The 19952-nt window shown below is 54.3% G+C and carries 14 protein-coding genes; 11 read left to right on the top strand and 3 right to left on the bottom strand.

The features are described 5' to 3' along the window. Positions 1-14 precede the first annotated feature (14 nt). From B1H58_RS02410 to B1H58_RS02400, 3 genes are all read left to right on the top strand, one after another. Complete coding sequence (locus B1H58_RS02410; RefSeq protein ID WP_085067811.1) at positions 15-1478, top strand: pyridoxal phosphate-dependent decarboxylase family protein; 1464 nt, start codon at positions 15-17, stop codon at positions 1476-1478. A gap of 438 nt (positions 1479-1916) precedes the next feature. After that, complete coding sequence (locus B1H58_RS02405) at positions 1917-3470, top strand: peptide MFS transporter (RefSeq protein WP_085067810.1); 1554 nt, start codon at positions 1917-1919, stop codon at positions 3468-3470. 352 nt (positions 3471-3822) lie between these two features. Continuing rightward, positions 3823-5175 carry an esterase-like activity of phytase family protein gene (locus B1H58_RS02400; protein ID WP_085067809.1) on the top strand — a complete coding sequence of 451 codons (1353 nt, stop codon included), beginning with the start codon at positions 3823-3825 and terminating at the stop codon, positions 5173-5175. A gap of 151 nt (positions 5176-5326) precedes the next feature. Here B1H58_RS02400 and B1H58_RS02395 read toward each other — a convergent pair whose 3' ends face one another. The 3 genes from B1H58_RS02395 to fsa form a co-directional block, all read right to left on the bottom strand. After that, the gene (locus tag B1H58_RS02395; protein ID WP_085067808.1) at positions 5327-6088 is read right to left on the bottom strand and encodes a DeoR/GlpR family DNA-binding transcription regulator; all 762 of its coding nucleotides are present in this window, start codon (positions 6086-6088) and stop codon (positions 5327-5329) included. Positions 6089-6231: 143 nt separating this feature from the next. After that, positions 6232-7494, bottom strand: coding sequence for a DUF1479 domain-containing protein (locus tag B1H58_RS02390; RefSeq protein ID WP_085067807.1), 1263 nt, complete (start codon positions 7492-7494; stop codon positions 6232-6234). 221 nt (positions 7495-7715) lie between these two features. Then, complete coding sequence (fsa, locus tag B1H58_RS02385) at positions 7716-8378, bottom strand: fructose-6-phosphate aldolase (RefSeq protein WP_085067806.1); 663 nt, start codon at positions 8376-8378, stop codon at positions 7716-7718. Positions 8379-8512: 134 nt separating this feature from the next. Between fsa and B1H58_RS02380 the strand changes: the two genes are divergently transcribed. The 8 genes from B1H58_RS02380 to B1H58_RS02345 all read left to right on the top strand — a co-directional run bounded on the left by B1H58_RS02380 (position 8513) and on the right by B1H58_RS02345 (position 19870). Further along, on the top strand, positions 8513-9412 hold the full coding sequence (locus B1H58_RS02380; RefSeq protein ID WP_085067805.1) for a glycyl-radical enzyme activating protein: 900 nt from the start codon (positions 8513-8515) through the stop codon (positions 9410-9412). 4 nt (positions 9413-9416) lie between these two features. After that, a complete protein-coding gene (locus B1H58_RS02375; RefSeq protein WP_085067804.1) occupies positions 9417-11852 on the top strand; it encodes a formate C-acetyltransferase/glycerol dehydratase family glycyl radical enzyme in 2436 nt (811 codons plus the stop codon). Positions 11853-12207: 355 nt separating this feature from the next. Further along, complete coding sequence (locus B1H58_RS02370; RefSeq protein ID WP_237172443.1) at positions 12208-12954, top strand: metal ABC transporter ATP-binding protein; 747 nt, start codon at positions 12208-12210, stop codon at positions 12952-12954. Continuing rightward, a complete protein-coding gene (locus tag B1H58_RS02365) occupies positions 12951-13814 on the top strand; it encodes a metal ABC transporter permease (protein WP_085067802.1) in 864 nt (287 codons plus the stop codon). The genes B1H58_RS02370 and B1H58_RS02365 overlap by 4 nt, the downstream gene beginning before the upstream one ends. 7 nt (positions 13815-13821) lie before the next feature. Continuing rightward, positions 13822-14703 (top strand): metal ABC transporter substrate-binding protein, encoded by an 882-nt coding sequence (locus B1H58_RS02360; protein WP_085067801.1) that lies wholly within the window; start codon positions 13822-13824, stop codon positions 14701-14703. 311 nt (positions 14704-15014) lie between these two features. Further along, positions 15015-17000, top strand: coding sequence for a glucose PTS transporter subunit IIA (locus B1H58_RS02355; protein ID WP_085067800.1), 1986 nt, complete (start codon positions 15015-15017; stop codon positions 16998-17000). Between the two features lie 136 nt (positions 17001-17136). Next, positions 17137-18126, top strand: coding sequence for a LacI family DNA-binding transcriptional regulator (locus B1H58_RS02350; protein ID WP_085067799.1), 990 nt, complete (start codon positions 17137-17139; stop codon positions 18124-18126). A 154-nt stretch (positions 18127-18280) separates the two neighbouring features. Further along, a complete protein-coding gene (locus tag B1H58_RS02345; RefSeq protein WP_085067798.1) occupies positions 18281-19870 on the top strand; it encodes a methyl-accepting chemotaxis protein in 1590 nt (529 codons plus the stop codon). Positions 19871-19952: the final 82 nt, after the last annotated feature.

Below are 19952 nucleotides of genomic sequence, written 5' to 3'. Positions count from 1 at the left end.
GAGCAAATGAAAGAATGTCTGATTTAAATCCGATTCTGTCTGGTTCCGCGCAAAGTATTGCCGCCTATCAGGAAGCTATTGAACAGAGCACAAAAGCGGTTGTGCAATGGCTTAAGCAGCCTGAGATGTACCAGGGCAAAACCGTCGGGGAATTACGTGAGCGTATCAATTTAGAGTTTAATTCTCAGGGCCTGGGCAACCAGGCCGCCATTGAGCGCGCCGTTGAGTATTTTCTCAAAGACAGCCTGTCCGTACACCATCCGCAGTGTGTGGCGCATCTGCATTGTCCGAGTCTGGTGATTAGTCAGGCTGCGGAAGTGCTGATCAATGCCACTAACCAGAGCATGGACTCCTGGGACCAGAGCCCGTCGGCGACCATCATCGAGATGAAGCTGATCGAGTGGCTGCGTGACCAGGTCGGTTACCCGGCAGGCGATGCCGGTGTGTTCACCAGCGGCGGTACGCAAAGCAACCTGATGGGCCTGATGCTGGCGCGCGATGCCTTTTTCGCTCGCCAGGGTCACTCCGTTCAGCTGGACGGTCTGACCGGCGATCTCAGCAAAATCAAAGTGTTTTGCTCTGAAAATGCTCACTTCTCTGTGCAGAAGAACATGGCGCTGATGGGGCTGGGTTACCGGTCCGTAACGCTGGTGAAAACCGATGAATTCTCGCGTATGGATCTTAACGATCTGGCAGAGAAGCTGGCGCAGGCGAAAGCCAGTGGCGAGCAGGTGATGGCTATTGTCGCAACTGCCGGGACTACCGATGCAGGCGCAATCGATCCGTTAGCTGAAATTGCTGCGCTGGCGGCTGAACAGCAGATTTGGGTGCATGTGGATGCGGCATGGGGCGGCGCGCTGCTGCTTTCTGAGAAGTATCGCCACTTCCTGAATGGTCTGGAACTCGCGGACTCCGTAACGCTGGACTTCCACAAGCAGTTCTTCCAGACCATCAGCTGTGGTGCGTTCCTGCTGAAAGATGCGCATCATTATCAGCTAATGCGTTACCAGGCGGCGTATCTGAACTCTGACTTTGATGAAGAGCATGGTGTGCCAAACCTGGTGTCGAAGTCGCTGCAAACCACGCGTCGTTTCGATGCCCTGAAATTGTGGATGGGCCTGGAAGCGCTGGGTAAAAAGCAGTACGCCGAAATCATTGATAATGGCGTGACGCTGGCGCAGCAGGTGGCACAGTATGTTGCTGAGCAACCGCAGCTGGAGCTGGTAATGCAGCCGCAACTGGCCAGCGTCCTGTTCCGTTTCCGTGCGGAAAACGGCAACACCGCAGACGTTGCGTTGTTGAATCAGCGTATCGGTGATGCGTTGCTGGCCTCCGGCAGCGCCAATGTTGGCGTAACGGAAGCTGACGGTGTTACCTGCCTGAAAATGACGTTGCTCAATCCAACCGTTTGTCTGGAGGACGTAAAAGTTCTGCTGGCGAGCGTGATAGCCTGTGGGCAGCAGTTGCAGAACGCCTGATTGCTGCAGCAATGAAAAAAGCCGACAACAGTGATGTTGTCGGCTTTATACATCCATCTGATTTACCCCTGTTTTTACCGCTCATCCCTTTTACCCAAACCCTGCCCTTTATTTATAAATAGATCTTTCGCGTCTCATTACACGCACAGCATCGCTAAACACGCTTTAAGCCCATGTTTATAAAGAATAATGCTTCATCGAGCCTAATCTGGCATAGTGTCAACGATTATCCCGTTTTTACCGACATAAAATCTGATAAAGTAGACGCTTGTCGACTTTTCAACTTTAAGTTTTGAAGATAACACTAGAAAAAACTAGCATCCCGTTGTTAAACGGTTAAATACTGTTTTATGAAATGTTAAAACACGACCTCACAGCCAGATGGTCGACGTGCATTTAGCGCGTACGGGCACTATGACACACCTTTTGGGAGAATTTATGCGTTCCTCTGTTCATAAAAACGAAAGCCGGACCTTCTTCGGTCATCCTTATCCGCTGGGCTCGCTGTTCTTCACTGAAATGTGGGAACGCTTCTCGTTTTACGGCATTCGCCCGTTACTGATCCTGTTTATGGCGTCTGCTGTTTACGATGGTGGAATGGGGCTGGCGCGTGAAAATGCGTCGGCAATCGTGGGTATTTTTGCCGGTAGTATGTACCTTGCTGCGCTGCCAGGAGGCTGGCTGGCGGATAACTGGCTTGGCCAGCAGAGAGCGGTCTGGTACGGCTCGATTCTGATTGCGCTTGGTCACTTGTCAATCGCGCTCTCCGCCGTGATGGGCGACAATCTGTTTTTCATCGGCCTGATGTTTATCGTACTGGGATCCGGCCTGTTCAAAACCTGTATCTCTGTGATGGTGGGCACGCTGTATAAAAAAGGCGATGCGCGTCGTGACGGCGGCTTCTCGCTGTTCTATATGGGCATCAACATGGGCTCGTTCATTGCGCCGTTGATCTCCGGCTGGTTAATCAAATCCCACGGGTGGCACTGGGGCTTTGGCATCGGCGGCATCGGGATGCTGGTGGCGTTGGTTATTTTCCGTATGTTCGCTGTTCCGGCAATGAAACGTTACGACAGCGAAGTGGGGCTGGATTCTACCTGGAACAACCCGGTGGCGAAAAAGCAGGGCGTTGGTGCCTGGCTGCTGGCATTAGCGGCAGGCGTAGCGGTCGTCACAACGCTGATTGCGATGGGCGTGATTGTCATTAACCCCGTAGCGGTCGCCAGCATGTTGGTCTATGTGATTGCGGCTTCGGTGGTGCTCTACTTTATCTATCTGTTCATGTTTGCTGGCCTGAACCGAAAAGAACGCGCCAGGCTGTTGGTCTGTTTTATTCTGCTGGTTTCCGCCGCTTTCTTCTGGTCTGCATTCGAGCAGAAACCGACTTCATTCAATCTGTTCGCTAATGACTACACCAACCGTATGATCGGTGATTTCGAAATCCCTGCCGTATGGTTCCAGTCTATTAATGCGCTGTTTATCATTCTGCTGGCGCCGGTGTTCAGCTGGGCATGGCCGATGCTGGCGCAAAAAAACATCCGTCCCGGCAGCATTACCAAATTTGTTATCGGCATCTTATGTGCTGCCGCCGGTTTTGGACTGATGATGCTGGCGGCGCAGGAAGTGTTGAACAATGGTGGAGAGGGCGTATCGCCGTTGTGGCTGGTGGGCAGTATCCTGATGTTGACGCTTGGCGAGCTGTGCCTGAGCCCGATTGGTCTGGCGACCATGACGCTGCTCGCGCCGGAAAGAATGCGTGGTCAGATGATGGGGCTGTGGTTCTGTGCCAGCGCCATGGGTAACCTGGCGGCAGGCCTGATTGGCGGTCATGTGAAGGCGGATCAGCTGGATATGCTGCCCAATCTCTTTGCGCGTTGTTCTGTCGCGCTGCTGATCTGTGCTGCCGTGCTGTTCTTATTGATTGTTCCGGTGCGTCGGATGCTGGAAAATGCGCAGGTTAAGCATCAACAGAAACCGGTAACCACCGCGTAACGGGCGCTAAAATCTCTCTTTTACAGACCGGCGTTAACGCGCCGGTTTATCTGGTTTTTAGTCATCTCAGCATCGCAGATAAAATCCTGGCTGGCTGCTGAGGAATAAGCGCTGTCGGGCATTACCACTTAACCGCTATACACCATTCGTTTTAATTTATTCCGCTCGTGGGAGCCCTGCGGCGGCGGTTGAGCCACGTCTGCGCATATTGATAAGGGGATAATCCGATGACCAGCGATCGTCAAAAATGTATTTGCGGTCAATAGCTGGAGCGGTTGGCAACCCAACGTTGTCATAAATCCTTCATCAATTACTCTTATAACAGGCTCTTTCCCGTTATGGACGTAAGCTGATGAAAATTAAATCTCTTGCCTTGCTGTGTGCCTCCCTGTTTCCGTTATATGCCAGCGCGGCGCAGCCGCAAATTGAACGTTACGTGGTGAGCTTCCCGCAGGGTGACCGCGTAGCGTATCAGGGTGCGTCAGCCAGTGCGTTTCCTGACGGCCTGCCGGTGGGGGTTGGCTCTGGCCTGCATTTTCTGCGTAAAGAGGGTGACGATCTGCTGTTCACGACCCTGACCGATCGCGGTCCGAATGCGGATGCGCCTAAAACCGGCAAGCGCGAGTCTAAAATTTTCGTTAATCCGGACTATACGCCGCTGCTGATGACTATCAGGGTTGGCAATAATAAGGCGGAAGCCATTGATGCCCATCCTCTGCATGACGAACAGGGCAATATTTCCGGGCTGCCGCTGCCGGAAGGATTTATCGGTGCCACTAACGAAGCGGCGCTGAGCGAGTCTTTGCAATTACTTGGCAGCGACAAACGCGGGCTGGATACGGAAGGCATTACCTCAGATGGCAATGGCGGCTACTGGATTTGTGATGAGTACGGTCCGTTTATCGCCCACATCAGCGCCGACGGCAAAATTTTGCAGAAGTATGGCCCGCAGGCGGAGTCCAGCGAGCAGAGCGTAGCCGGTGGTCTGCCGAATATTGTGAAATGGCGTCAGCCCAACCGTGGGTTCGAAGGGCTGACGCGCATGCCGGATGGCCGGATTATCGCTGCGGTGCAAAGCACGCTGGATATTGACGGCAAAAGTAAAAATAGCGCGCGCTTTACCCGTTTAGTCAGTTTTGATCCGGCAACCGGAAAAACCGCCAGCTACGGCTATCCCATTGATATCGATGCCTATAAAAAGGCCAAAGATGCTAAGGTGGGCGATATCGTCGCGTTGGATGACCAACGGTTACTGCTGATAGAGCAGGGCGCAGATAAAGAAAAAAACATGCGTAACCGCATCTATTTAGTCGATCTCAGCAAAGCCAGCGATTTAACCTCGTTCGACAAACAGCCGCCGGAGTTTGATGACGAGGCGGCACTGAAATCACGCGGTATCGTTCTCGCCAGTAAACAACTGGTGGTGGATCTGCGTGCGTTGGGCTGGCAGCAGGAGAAAGTCGAAGGTCTGGCGCTGATCGATAACAAAACCCTGGCGGTGATAAACGACAATGATTTTGGCGTGCGCACTGAGCTGACTGATGCGCTATCCGGCAAGGATAAAATGGATGATTATACCGCCGACGGCAAAGGGCACCTGTTGGTTGACGGCGAAGTGGTAAAAACCAAAATTGCCGTGCGGCCGCTGGATAAGCCGGAAAGCGAAAACGAGCTGTGGATCATTAGCCTGCCGGACGCGTTATAGCGCGCGCCGTCTAAAAAGCCTTTTTGGCAAACCGCGCAGCGCTTAGTTGAATGCGAAATAAAATAAACCCGCCGCGCCTTTCGGAGCGCGGCTATATAAAGAGAGCGTTATTCAGTTACAGGGCGGGATATTATATGGGGTAAAACAATCCTCATATCCCCACGGTTTGCTCTTTTACTAAATGCACATGGATATATTGCCGCTCCAGCATCTGCTGATATTCAGGCGATAAACCCGGATCGCTAATAACATGGCGGAAGGGTTTTTCCGGGGCGAGAGGATAGGGATGGATCAGGCCAAATTTAGAGGAGTCGGTTAAGGCGAAGGTTTCAACATCTTTTGCCATGACGGCATTCACAATATCACTACGCAGCATATTTTTGCCGGTAAAACCGGTATCGGGATGCCAGCCATCAATACCGATAAAGGCTTTCTGAAAATGGACCTGATGGATACAGCTACGCGTCAACGGGCCGACAACCGATTCGCTGCTTTTCTGATAAAGGCCGCCCAGCACAATCACTTCACAGCGCGAATCTTTTAATAAACCGGCAATGTAATGGCTGACGGTGACAATGGTGATGCTGTCGTCGTTAGCAAGATAGCGGGCGAGCAGGGCATTAGTGCTGCCCCCTTCAATAAACACTGATTCACCGGCGTTAACCTGTGAGGCAGCATATTGCGCCAGGCTTTGTTTCAGTGGAAAGCGCGACTGCATCCTTGCTGCAATGTTATCGCTTTCCATCGACACGGCAGAGCCATGAACGCGTTTCAGATAGCTGTGTTTTTCCAGGGTATTTAAATCCTGACGAACGGTAACCTCTGAAACTTTGGTAATACGGGACAGTTCGCTGACGCTGACGCTTCCTCGCTCATTAACCAGCTGAATAATCTGTAATTGCCTTGCGTTCATCTAACGTCTCGCCATCTGTTGCGGGGGGAGGGAGTATATCAAAAGCGCAGAGGGATCACATTTGAGCTGGATCCCCCGCGCGTTAAGCGTGTTATCAATTTTCAGGTCGTTGGTGCATCAAAAGTCAGCAGTAAAGCGTAACGCTATTCCATGCCCAGGGCACGACGGCCATTGGCATTAAGATCGCTTAGCTGAAAGCGGTTCTGCCATGTCTGCTCATAATCTTCACGCGGAAAATCTGCCGGCGACGCGCCTTTTTCCAGCGCGACGCGTACGCTGTGCGCATAAGCGAGATTTTTCGTGCACGCCGGCGCGGCCGGAATATACATTACGTTGCCCCAGCCCTGCTGGTTTTCAACCGGCGCCACGGAATGAATCACGTCGCAGTGCCACCATACTGAATCTCCTGCCTGCAGCGTCGGGATGCTGCACAGCCCGGCGATCAGATGAGGATGCCACTTCTCCGATACCGGCAGCACTCTGCCTGGCGCAACGCCACACAGTTCATCTTCAGGCACATCATCCAGTAAAGGGCGTAGTAATACATAGGCCATCGCTTCCGGCACCGGTACCACATGCAGCAGACCCTGTCCGGCAATCATATCCGACAGCGCCGTCCAGCCCTGGAAAGTACGAAACGCCGAGCATTTGGTGGTGTTATCCACGTCATATTCATTAACCTCCGGGCGATAAGCCGCATCCCACGGATCATATTCCGCAAAGCGGTTAGTGAATATTTTGCTAAACACTTTCTGATAGGCGGGCAGCAGCCAGCGCTCCAGCGCGCCGGAATCGGTATGCGCACCAAGCCCTTTCGAGGTGGTACCCGGCAGGCGGCGGCGAATACGGTCGGGATAGATGATGTTCACTTCCGGGTTGAACCAGTCGCCGTCAGCATGCTGAAAGGTCCACAGACGGTTAAGAAACGTTTGTGTGGTGGCCATTTGCTGACTCTGGCGCGCTTCCATTTGCGCTTTTGACCAGTAGATAGGGTAAATTTCCGGACGCGAAGCTTCCAGCGAACCAAAGAAATTATCGCCCGGCCCGCGATAAACCTCATCAAACTGGTTCTCATCCAGATAGCCAAGCATCGATTGATCCATTGCCAGCGCATGATCCCGGCTGAAGGTTTGTCGCACTACCAGGCAGCCACGGCGCTTGATATGTGCAATCTGCTGTTCGCTAATATTGCCCGCCGCCAGATCGGTATAGTTAACTTCCGGCCAGGCGCTGCCGTTAGCTTGTTCTTCAGCGCGCGCCGCGGCAAGCTCAGCCTCTATTTTATCGCACACCTGGCGAAAGAGACCTTCAACATCACCGATCTGTTCACGCAGAATGCGTTTCATCGCCACGATATTCTGTTTGTAATCTTCAGGTAGGGTTACTGAAGTAAAGGATGTATTCATCATCGTCTCCGCTGCTCAGGGTCAGGTGTATGGCTGAATGAAGGTTGTTTAATTTCATTCGAAAGTAAAGCAAATGTAGCAGAGTTGATAACACAAATATGTGAAGCTAAGCGTTGTTTAGCAGTTTTTTGGCTTTCATTCGAAGATATGCGGCCATTGCCACCAACGGAAGGGAGACTGCCGCACGAATAAGCTTTTATTATTTAACGGCTTAGAAACGCTCAGAAACCAGGCGCGCCAAATGCGGCTAACCAGTCCTGCTCAAATTTTTCTACGGCGGCGCTTACCGCTGGCGTGGCGATCATCTGCTCTGCAACATCCAGCGGCAGCGTAATAGATTCACAGCCCGTCAGCAGACAATCCAGCGCCTGGCGCGGCGTTTTAAAGCTGGCCGCCAGCACTTTTGTTTCTGGCGCATGCAGTGTGAGTAACTGCTGTAACTCTTTTACCGTCTGGATGCCATTGCCGCCCTGCGCATCAATCCTGTTCACATAGGGCGCGATATATTCCGCACCGGCCAGCGCCGCCAGCAAACCCTGCGCCGCGCCGTAAACCGCCGTGCCCAGCGTTGGAATGCCTTGCTGTTTCAGCAGTTTAATCGCTGCCAGGCCCTGAGCCGTTACCGGAACCTTAACCACCAGATCAGGGATGATAGCGCGCAGTTTTCTGGCTTCCTCCACCATCTGTTCAGCGTCTCTTGCCATCACCTGCGCAAACAGCCGGCCTTTTCCGCCCAGTGCTTGCTGAAGTTCAGGCAGCACCACTTTAAGCGGCCTTTTACCGCTGGCGATAATGCTGGGATTAGTGGTCACGCCAGCCAGCGGGAAGATCTCCGCCAGGCGTCTTACGGCCACGACATCAGAGGTATCGAGATAGAGTTCCATAAAGGGTTCCTTAATAAATCGTGATGCTTAGCAAGTTTCGCTGAGTATATCCTCAGTGCCCGCTTTTTTATTGACTGAAGTCAACGTTACTTTCTTTCGAAAGTTATTAAATCTTCAATCGTAAAAGGGGCTTTATGATTTTTAATATCCAGCGCTATTCCACCCATGATGGTCCAGGCATTCGCACCGTGGTGTTTTTAAAAGGCTGCTCGCTGGGCTGTCGCTGGTGTCAGAATCCCGAGAGCCGTTCCCGCCAGAAAGATCTGCTATATGACGCCCGGCTCTGTCTGGCAGAGTGCGATCTGTGTCAGCAGGCCGCGCCAGCGGTGATTCAGAAGACCTTAAACGGCCTGATTATCCTGCGTGAAAAAATCGAACCTGACCATATCGCCGCGCTGGAAAATTGCTGTCCCACGCTGGCGCTGACCGTATGCGGCGAAGAGAAAGATGCCGCAGAGATTATGGCCGTGGTCAGGCGCGATCGGGCCTTTTACCAACGCAGTCAGGGCGGCGTCACGCTCTCTGGCGGCGAACCCTTTATGAATCCGCAACTGGCGGCCACATTGTTCCGTCAGTGTCAGCAAGAGGGGATCCACACTGCGGTAGAAACCTGCCTGCATGTGCCCTGGCGCTATGTCGAACCCTCGCTGCCATATATCGATCTCTTCCTGGCCGATCTGAAACATGTTGATGAACGCACCTTTAAGCAGTGGACCGACGGCTCGGCGAAACGCGTGCTGGGCAACCTACGCCGTCTGGCGGCGGCAGGGAAAAATATCACTATCCGGGTACCGCTGATCCCGGAATTTAACGCCAATCCGGGCGCGGTTACCGACATTGTTAACTTCGCTGCCGATGAGCTTGGCGTTAAAGAGATCCATTTTCTGCCTTATCACACGCTGGGCATGAACAAATATGCCCTGCTTCATCAGCCCTATCTGGCGCCGGATAAACCGCTGGATTGCCCGGCGCTATTAACTTTTGCTGAGGCATACGCAAAACAAAAAGGCCTGACAGCGACATTAAGAGGATAAGAACATGACTACCCTGAAACTCGATACCCTGAGCGAACGTATCAAGGCCCATAAACAAGCGTTGATCCATATTGTTAAGCCGCCCGTCTGTACTGAGCGCGCGCAGCACTACACCAAAATCTATCAGGAAAATATGGATAAACCGGTGCCGGTGCGTCGGGCACTGGCACTGGCGCATCATCTGGCGCACCGTACCATCTGGATTAAGCATGATGAAATGATCGTAGGGAATCAGGCGAGTGAAGTCCGCGCCGCGCCGATCTTCCCGGAATATACCGTAAGCTGGATCGAAAAAGAGATCGACGATCTTGCCGATCGTCCCGGCGCGGGTTTCTCCGTCTCTGAAGAGAACAAGCGCGTGCTGCATGAGGTGTGTCCGTGGTGGCGCGGGCAGACAGTGCAGGATCGCTGCTACGGTATGTTTACCCATGAGCAGCAGGCGCTGCTTGCCACCGGCATTATCAAAGCAGAAGGAAACATGACCTCCGGCGATGCGCATCTGGCGGTAAACTTCCCGCTGCTGCTGGAGAAAGGGCTGGATGGCCTGCGCGATAAGGTAGCGGAGCGCCGTGGCCGCCTTAATCTTACCGTGCTGGAAGATCTGCATGGTGAACAGTTTCTGAAAGCGATCGCTATTGTGCTGGAAAGCGTTAGCGACCATATCAAACGCTTCGCTGAGCTGGCGAACCAGATGGCAGCGCAGGAAAAGCGCGGCGCGCGTAAAGCGGAGCTGCTGCGTATTGCCGAAAACTGTGAAGTGATCGCCCACCAGCCGCCGCAGAACTTCTGGCAGGCGTTACAGCTTTGCTACTTTATCCAGCTGATCCTGCAAATTGAGTCTAATGGCCACTCGGTATCGTTTGGCCGGATGGATCAATATCTCTATCCATTCTACCGGCGCGATGTCGAACTGGAGCAAACGCTGGGTCGCGAACAGGCAATTGAGCTGCTGCACAGCTGCTGGCTCAAACTGCTGGAGGTCAATAAAATTCGCTCCGGCTCGCATTCAAAAGCTTCGGCGGGCAGCCCGCTCTATCAGAACGTCACCATCGGCGGTCAGAACCTGATTAATGGCAAAGGCGTGGATGCGGTTAATCCGCTCTCTTATGTGATTCTGGAATCCTGTGGTCGCCTGCGCTCTACCCAGCCCAACCTGAGCGTGCGTTATCACGCAGGGATCAGCGATGATTTCCTTGATGCCTGCGTGCAGGTGATCCGCTGCGGCTTTGGTATGCCCGCTTTTAACAACGATGAAATCGTTATTCCGGAATTTATCAAGTTAGGTATCTCAGCGGAAGATGCTTATCAGTATGCCGCTATCGGCTGTATTGAAACCGCAGTAGGCGGTAAGTGGGGCTATCGCTGCACCGGCATGAGCTTTATTAACTTCGCACGCATAATGCTGGCGGCGCTGGAGGGTGGACGCGACGCCACCAGCGGGAAAGTCTTTCTGCCGCAGGAGCAAGCCTTGTCAAAAGGCAACTTCAACAGCTTTGATGAGGTGCTGACATGCTGGGACAACCAGATCCGTTACTACACACGCAAATCGATCGAGATCGAATATGTGGTGGATACCGTGCTGGAAGAGAACGCTCACGATATTCTCTGCTCGGCGCTGGTGGATGACTGTATCGAACGTGCCAAAAGCATCAAGCAGGGCGGGGCGAAATATGACTGGGTATCGGGCCTGCAGGTGGGGATCGCTAACCTCGGCAACAGCCTGACGGCGGTGAAAAAACTGGTGTTTGAACAGGGCATAATCGGTCAGCAGCAGCTGGCGGAGGCGCTGGCCAGCGACTTTGACGGCTTAACGCATGAACAGCTGCGTCAGCGCCTGATTAACGGCGCACCAAAATATGGCAACGATGATGACAGCGTCGATGCGCTGCTGGTGCGCGCCTACCAGACCTATATCGACGAAATTAAAAATTATCATAACCCGCGCTATGGCCGTGGTCCGGTGGGCGGCAATTATTATGCCGGCACCTCGTCTATTTCAGCGAATGTGCCGTTCGGCGCGCAGACCATGGCCACGCCCGACGGCCGTAAGGCGAAAACGCCGCTGGCGGAGGGCGCAAGCCCGGCTTCCGGCACCGATCATCTGGGGCCAACCGCCGTTATCGGCTCGGTCGGTAAGCTGCCAACCGGCTCTATTCTGGGCGGCGTCCTGCTTAACCAGAAGCTGAATCCGGCGACGCTGGAAAACAATAACGATCGCCAGAAGCTGATGGCGCTGCTGCGCACCTTTTTTGAAGATCATAAAGGCTGGCATATTCAGTACAACATCGTGTCCCGCGAAACGCTGATCGAAGCGAAAAAGCATCCCGATCAATATCGTGATTTAGTGGTCAGGGTCGCAGGCTATTCGGCTTTCTTTACCGCGCTCTCTCCGGATGCGCAGGATGATATTATCGCCCGAACCGAACATACCTTATCTTAATATCGTAAGGCGCAGCGCGCGATGGCTGCGCCGATTTCTCTGTTTGTTGGTTTCCCTGCTATCACCTGCCTTTGATCATCAACCGTAACAAATAGTGCGTTCTGCCTCGCTTTGTTATTCAATATTGTTATGTTATAACATTCAAATCAACAGCCGGAACGTGCGTTTCCTGTGCCGACATCGTTCCACACAGGTGTTCATGCCGCAGGCAGTACGCACGTCTTCTCATGTAACTAACTGATATTGAGTAACGTATGTTTGAAGCTTTCTCTTTCCGCAGGCGAATGGGTTTCACCCTACTGGCCCAATCCGCGCTCATTCGGGCGCTCTGGATCAGCCTGTTGCTGGCTGTACTGTGGGCTGCCATTCAATGGGCGGACGCTATCGCATGATCACGCTGGAGAAACTGGTTACAGGCTATCGCGGAGAGGCGCTAAGCCAGCCGATTAGCGGACAGTTCCGGCGCGGTAGCCTGACGGCCATTATGGGCGTTAACGGCGCGGGCAAGTCCACGCTGCTTAAAACCATTGCCGGTTTGCTCCCGCCGGTCAGTGGGGCGGTGCGTTTTGAGCCAGACGGCAGGCAGATCGCCTGGCTGCCGCAGCAAAGTGAGATCGACCATCACTTTCCGCTGCGGGTGATTGAGGTGGTGGCGATGGGAAGCTGGCCAGCAAACGGCATGCTCAGGGGAATCGGCCGCAGCATGCATGAGCGGATTGAGGCGGCGCTGGAGCAGGTTGGGCTGCTGGATCTGGCGGGACGGGCAATTAGTCAGCTTTCCGGCGGCCAGTTTCAACGCATGTTGTTTGCACGCATGCTGGTGCAGGACGCGTCAGTCATCTTGCTGGATGAGCCTTTTACCGGCATCGACAGTCAGACCAGCACTTTCCTGCTGCGGGTTATCGAAAGGCTGCATGCGGAAGGAAAAACCATCCTGACCGTTTTACATAACCAGCACATGGTGGAGCGTCATTTTCCGCAACTGCTCTATCTGCATGACGGGCATTACCACTGGGGAAAAACCGCTGACATTATGCCGGAAAACGCCGAGCGGCCGCTCTCGCTGGTGCGCTGCGCGGTGGGGCAGGGAGTACGCTCATGACGCAACATATCCTTGAGGCCTTTACCGCTTTTGGCTTTATGCGTCGCTCGCTGGTGGCCTGCCTCGCCTTATCGTTAAGCGTAACGCCACTGGGCGTCTTCTTGTTGCTGCGGCGCATGAGCCTGATTGGCGATGCACTTTCGCATGCGGTTTTACCCGGCGTGGCGGTCGGCTACCTGTTTTCCGGCATGTCGCTGCTGGCGATGGGAGCCGGGGGGTTCATTGCCGGGTTGCTGGTGGCGCTGCTGGCGGGCTGGGTGAGTTCTGTGACCACGCTACGCGAAGATTCCAGCTTCGCCGGGTTCTATCTGGGATCGCTGGCGCTGGGGGTGGTGCTGGTTTCACTACGCGGCAGCGGCGTCGATCTGTTGCATCTGCTGTTTGGCTCGCTGCTGGCGGTGGATCGAACGGCGCTGATCTTTATCGGCGTCATCGCCACGCTAACGCTGTTAACGCTGGCGTTGGGCTACCGCGCGATCGTTGCTGAAGCCTTTGATATGACATTTTTGCAAGTGCGCAGTCAGCATACTCCACGGCTGATCCATGCGCTGTTTCTGGCGCTGGTGGTGATGAATCTGGTTGCCGGGTTTCAGATCCTCGGCACGCTCATGACGGTGGGGCTGATGATGCTGCCTGCCATCGCCGCGCGCTGCTGGTCAAATCGCTTACCAATTATTCTGCTGCTGGCGGTGCTCATCGGCATGGGCAGTTCCTTTATCGGGCTTACCTGGTCCTGGTATCAGTCGATACCGGCTGGGCCAGCCATTGTCTTAACCGCCAGTCTGGGGTTCCTGGTTTCGGTGCTGTTTGGCGTGGAAAAAGGTCTGTTTCGATTAACTTATAACCGGGTAAAAGGGTGAGGAAAACATGAAGTCTGTGCTGTGGAAATATTCTGTGCTGTCGTTGTTTATGGTCAGTCCGGCGCTGCTGGCAAAAACGGTCACTACCGTCGCCAGTTTTTCGGTGCTGGCTGATATTGTGCAGCAGGTTGGCGGCGAACATGTGACGGTAACTTCGCTGGTGGGACGCAACGGCGATCCCCATGCGTTTCAGCCATCACCCAGAGATAGCCTGGCGCTGAATAAGGCTGATGTGGTGTTTGTCAGCGGGCTGGGGCTGGAAGGCTGGATGGATCGGCTGGTCACTGCTTCCGGCTACAGGGGAAAAGTGATCACCGCTTCTGAGGGTATTCATACCCGTAGCATGGAAGAGGAGGGGCAAAAGGTAACCGATCCTCACGCCTGGAACAGCGCTAAAAACGGCGCGGTCTATGCGCGCAACGTGATGGAGGCGTTGATTGCCGCCGATCCGCAGGATAAAGCCTACTTTGAGCAGCGCGGCAATGCCTATATTCAAAAGCTGGAGAAGCTGGATGCCTGGGCCAAAGAGACCTTTGCCACCGTACCCGCAAGCAAGCGTAAGGTATTAACCAGCCACGACGCGTTTGGTTATTTCGCCGCTGAATATGGCGTGCATTTCCTGTCACCGGTAGGCTTTTCCACCGAAGCGGAAGCCAGCGCCAGCGAGGTGGGCCGCCTGATCCAGCAGATTAAACAGGAAAAGATTAAAACCTATTTCATTGAGAATCAGACCGATCCGCGTCTGGTAAAACAGATTGCGGCGGCCAGCGGTGCGCAGCAGGGCGGCGAGCTTTATCCGGAGGCGCTCAGTGATGAAAAAGGGCCGGCACCCACCTATGAAGCAGCATTTAAACATAACGTCGGGACCATTTACGCCAGTATGAAATAACGGTTATCAGCTATTTCCGGGGGAAGGCCGGTCGGCTTTCCCTTTAGCAAGCTCCCAACCGCGACACGCCAGCGGTAAAAGGCTAACCCCGTCCGCCGCTCTGCTTCTTATCCCCTGTTTTCAACGTGCGCCTGTAACGCCGCAGCCGCCTTGCTTTGCTTTTTATCGTCTGAAACGCAGCGTTCGGATTGTTTTGTCTCTCAGCAGGAAAACTGCGATGCGATGCACAGTTCCTTTTGAAACCGGTTGCAGAAAATAGTGCCGATGCCAGGATGAAACCGGTTTCAACTACTGAGCAGCAGGGAATGACCATGGGAAAAATAAGAGATTATTCTAAATTAGCCTCTGAGATTCTGAATGAGACGGGAGGGGAAACGAACCTGATCGGCTTTACCCGCTGCGCAACGCGCCTGCGGCTGGTGTTAAAAGATGTGCCTGCTGGCGCGGTTGAAAAGGTTAAGCAGCTGCCCGGCGTGATTACCGTAGTGCTTAGCGGCGGCCAGTTTCAGGTGGTCATCGGCACGCACGTCGCGGATGTTTATGATGCGCTTGCCGCTATTGTTGATCCCGATAAGCTGCAAAACAGCAGCGAGAAAAGGCGCTTTTTGGATACGGTGATTGCAACCATGTCTGCGGTATTTGCGCCGATTATCTACGTGCTGGCGGCAGCCGGTATTTTGCAGGGGATTTTGATCACCGTTAACTGGTTTCTGCCCTCGTTTCAGCAAACCGGCGCCTTTAGCGTGCTTAACTTTATCTCCTGGACGCCCTTTGCTTTCCTGCCGGTCTTTATTGCCGTTACCGCCTCTAAATTCTTTAAGTGCAATATGTTTATTGCGCTGTTCTGCTGCTGTGCGCTGATCAATCCCGACTGGGCGGTAATAGCCGCGCAGATCGCTAAAGGCGATACGGTAACCTTTTTCTCTTTGCCGCTGGCTGAAACGGTCTATACCTCATCCGTTTTGCCGCCGCTGTTCCTGGTGCTGGGCCTCGCTTATCTGGAACGTTTTGTTGAGCGCGGGTTGCCACAGGTGGTTGCCCCGCTGTTCACGCCGCTTATCTGTGCGGTGATTATGGTTCCCCTGACGCTGGTGCTGATTGGGCCGGTGACCTCTGGTCTTGCCAATGGCATTGCCTGGGGCTACAACTGGCTGTTTGACACCGCGCCCGCGCTGGCGGCGGCGGTAATTGGCGGCGTATGGCAGGTTATCGTGATCTTTGGCGTCCACTGGGGGATTACGCCCGTGGTCATGGCCAACTTTGACCTGCACGGGCGCGATTCATTTCAGGCTTTTCAGACCATGGCCGTGGTCGGGCAGATGGCGGCCGCCTTCGCCTGTGCGCTGAAAGCAAAGCAGCGCGGTTTTAAAACCGTTGCTTACTCTGCCGGGTTGACCGGCGTGTTCGGCATTACCGAGCCTGCCATTTATGGCGTAACGCTGAAGCTGAAAAAGCCTTTTATTTGCGGCTGTATCGGCGGTGCAGTCGGGGCGATTGTCACCAGCCTGTTCGGCAGCTATTACTACGCCTATGCCGGTCTGCCGGGGCTGTTAACCATTGTAAACGCTATTAGCCCGGAAAATCCGATGTCCTTTATCGGGGAAGTTACGGGCGTGCTGGTGACAATGGCGGTGACCTTTATTCTGGTTTTCCTGGTGGGCTTTAAAGAGCCGGAAGCCAAAGCGGATGAGACGCGCGCCGCACCAGGCCCGGCGGCCTCTGCCGCTGCCTCCGGCACCGCCTCTCAAAACGCTGCTTCCGGCACCGCCTCTCAAAACGCTGCCGGCCCACATGCTGCTGTTTCCACGCCCGCGACCTTAGAGCGCGCATCTGCAAATGTTACTTCAGCCTTAATGCTGATGAGTCCCGTGGCGGGCAAAGCGCTGCCGCTGGCTGAGGTTAGGGATGAAATTTTTTCCGGTGGCCTGCTGGGCGACGGTATCGCCATCGTGCCGGAAGAGGAGACCATCGTCGCGCCCTGCGATGCTGAGGTGGCCAGTACCGTCGACAGCCATCACGCCGTAGGGTTGCTGTGCGCTAACGGCGCGGAATTGCTGATACATGTTGGCCTGGATACGGTGAAGCTCGGCGGGCAGCACTTTTCCACGCTGGTCAGCGTTGGGGATAAGGTCACGGCAGGCACGCCGCTGATCAGGTTTCAACGCCAGGACATTATCGCCGCTGGCTATGATATCACCACGCCTTTCCTGGTCATCAATGGTGAAGATTATCAGTTAACCAAATATCTCCATAACGGCCCGGTCGTCTCCGGCGCGCCGGTAATGGCGCTCAGCTAACGATAAGTTAAAGGGTTCATCAGAACCCTTTTTATCGTCGACAACTTACTTCTACCGGATGATCTTTACGCTATACTGGCGCCCGTTTTAGCCGCTCCTGTTAAAGGAGATCGTTCTCTCTATAAGCGAGGCTGTAATGGTGACTATGCTGGACGTTGCGCGTTGTGCCGGGGTATCCAAATCCACGGTATCACGCGTACTAAATGGTAAAAACGTCGTCAGGGAGGAAGTTAAAGCGCTGGTGTATAAAGCGATTGCCGAGACGGGCTATCGTCCCAATCTGCTGGCGCAGCAGCTGGCCACGCAAAAAAGCAGCATGATTGGCCTGGTCATCACTAATGAAGTGTATAACGGTCCCTTTTTCTCTACGCTGGTTTATAACGCGGCGAAGTTTTGCGAGCAGCATGACCACCGGCTTATTTTTGCTGATGGTAAACATTCCGCTGACGAAGAGATCAACGCCATCGATTTTCTGGTGCGGATGAAATGCGCCGGCATCATGGTCTATGCCCGCCATACCACCCAGGCGCAGCTGGAAAAAATCATTAATGAAAGTCCGGTGCCGGTGATGATCCTTAACCAGCGGCTTACCGTGCGTCCTGATCGCAATATTTTTATCGATCACTATCGCGGCGGTGAAATCATGATGGAATATCTGCTGAGTCAGGGACACACCCGCATCGCCTGGATTTGCGGCAAAATGCCGTCTCCCAGCAATAAAGCGCGTCAGCAGGCGTGGCAGGATTACGTCAACCCGTACAGCGCCGCGCTAATTGCTCAGGGCGACTGGAGTATGGAAAGCGGTTATCAGGCAGCGTTGACGCTAATTGATAGCGCAGAGCCTTTTACCGCGATACTGGCCGCCAACGATGACATGGCGCTGGGCGCGATCAAGGCGCTTACCGATCGTGGCGTCAGGGTGCCGCAGGATATTTCTGTCGCCGGGTTTGATAATGCCAAAGTCGGCCACTATTTTTCTCCGGCGCTGACCACGCTGGATACGCCGATTGAGCAAATGATCCAGTGCGCGGTAGAGCAAATTCTTCAGCTATCGCCTGTTACGCCAGAGCATGGTTTAACCGGAACCCTGGTCATCCGTGATTCTGTCGGCCCCGCGCCCGTATAAACTCCCAGTTAATGCTGCGGGCGCGTCAGCCGATAAAACCTTTTTTGCTCTCCGCGCTTATTCTCTGCATTAGCCATAAAGCCCCGTTGCCTCGCGGTCGATAACCCATGAACGCACCACACTGGCGGCGTTTTTTTATCACCACGGGAAAAATATGAAACTCAATCAGTTCAAAATCGGGCAACGTCTCGGTTTCCTTGCCACATTATTGCTGCTGGCCACGCTGTTTTGCGGGCTACGCGGTATTAGCGTTAATGCCGGGGGGCTGGAAAAAATCAACGAAATCATGGCCAGTGAAATGCGTGTGGCCGAAAGTATCGATACCGCGCGTAACGCTCAGGTACAGTTCAAACTGCAGGTACAGGAGTGGAAAAATATTCTGCTGCGCGGTACCCAGGGCGAAGAAACATTCAATAAATATCGTGCGGCGTTTCTAAAGCAGAGCGAGCAAACTCAGGGGTTATTGCAAAAGCTGTTAACGTTGCAGCGGGAGATCGGTATGGACCCGCAAGTCGTGCAGAAGACGCTACAGCTCCATGCCAGCCTGCAACAGCAGTATATTGATGCGCTGCAACAATATGATATTTCAGATGCCAGTAGCGCCCAGCGTGTGGATCATCTGGTTTCCGGCATCGATCGCGAACCAACTAAAATGATCGACGAAGTGGTCACGCGAACCCTGGCGCATGCCCAGCTCCTGAATCAGCAGATGTCAGAGCGCAGCCTGACGCAATACCAGCAGACACGTAACCTGCTCTGGCTCACGATGATTGCGGTATTGCTGGCAGGCAGCCTGATCACCTGGTGGCTGGTACGCAGCATTACGCATCCGCTGAAAGCAGCCGTATCGGTCGCGCGTACCGTGGCGTCGGGAGATTTGCAAACCGTTATCACTCCGCAGGGACGGGATGAAACCGCTGAGCTGATGACGGCGCTGCGCGAGATGAATGATAACCTGGCGTCAATTGTCGCTGGGGTACGCAACGGCACCGAAACCATCGCGACCGCTTCTATCCAGATCGCTACCGGCAGCCGTGAGCTCTCTTCACGCAACGAATCGCAGGCCAGCGCGCTGGAACAGACTGCCGCCTCGATGGAAGAGCTGACATCGGTGGTGAAAAACAACGCCCGCAACGCCGGTCACGCCAGCGCTATCGCCAGTGATACCAGCAAAATGGCCGGGCAGGGTGGCGAGATGGTGGATAAAGTGGTGGAAACGATGGGCGAGATCCACCAGTTTTCACGGCAGATTAATGACATTATCAGCGTTATCGACGGCATCGCTTTCCAGACCAATATTCTGGCGCTCAACGCCGCAGTAGAGGCGGCACGTGCCGGGGTGGAGGGACGCGGTTTTGCGGTGGTCGCCGCCGAAGTGCGCGCGCTGGCGCAGCGTTCGGCCAGCGCCGCGCAGGATATTCGCCGCTTGATTGACCGCTCAGTAAGCTGTGTGGCGGAAGGCAACGAACTGGTGAAAAGCGCGGGTGAGACCATGGCGGAGATTATTACCGGCGTGAAACGCGTTAGCGAACTGATGGAGAGCGTTTCAGCTGCCAGTGAAGAGCAGAGTACCGGCATCGATCAGGTTAACCTTGCGGTCACGCAGATGGATACCGCGACTCAGCAAAATGCCTCGCTGTCGCAGGAGTCAACGGCGGCGGCGCAGTCGCTCCAGCACCAGGCAGAAAAGCTGCTGGAAAGCGTTGGGGTCTTTAAACTGCGTTCGTCGCAAACAGAAAGCTAATGGGTAACCGTACGGGCAACAGTTGCGCCCGTACGGTGTTCCCTGCGCGGTTTCGCCAAAGCCACGATGTTTCACGTCCGCT

Origin of the sequence: Pantoea alhagi, from assembly GCF_002101395.1 — a bacterium.
Lineage (GTDB): Bacteria > Pseudomonadota > Gammaproteobacteria > Enterobacterales > Enterobacteriaceae > Mixta > Mixta alhagi.
This window is presented reverse-complemented; position numbering and strand designations above follow the sequence as displayed.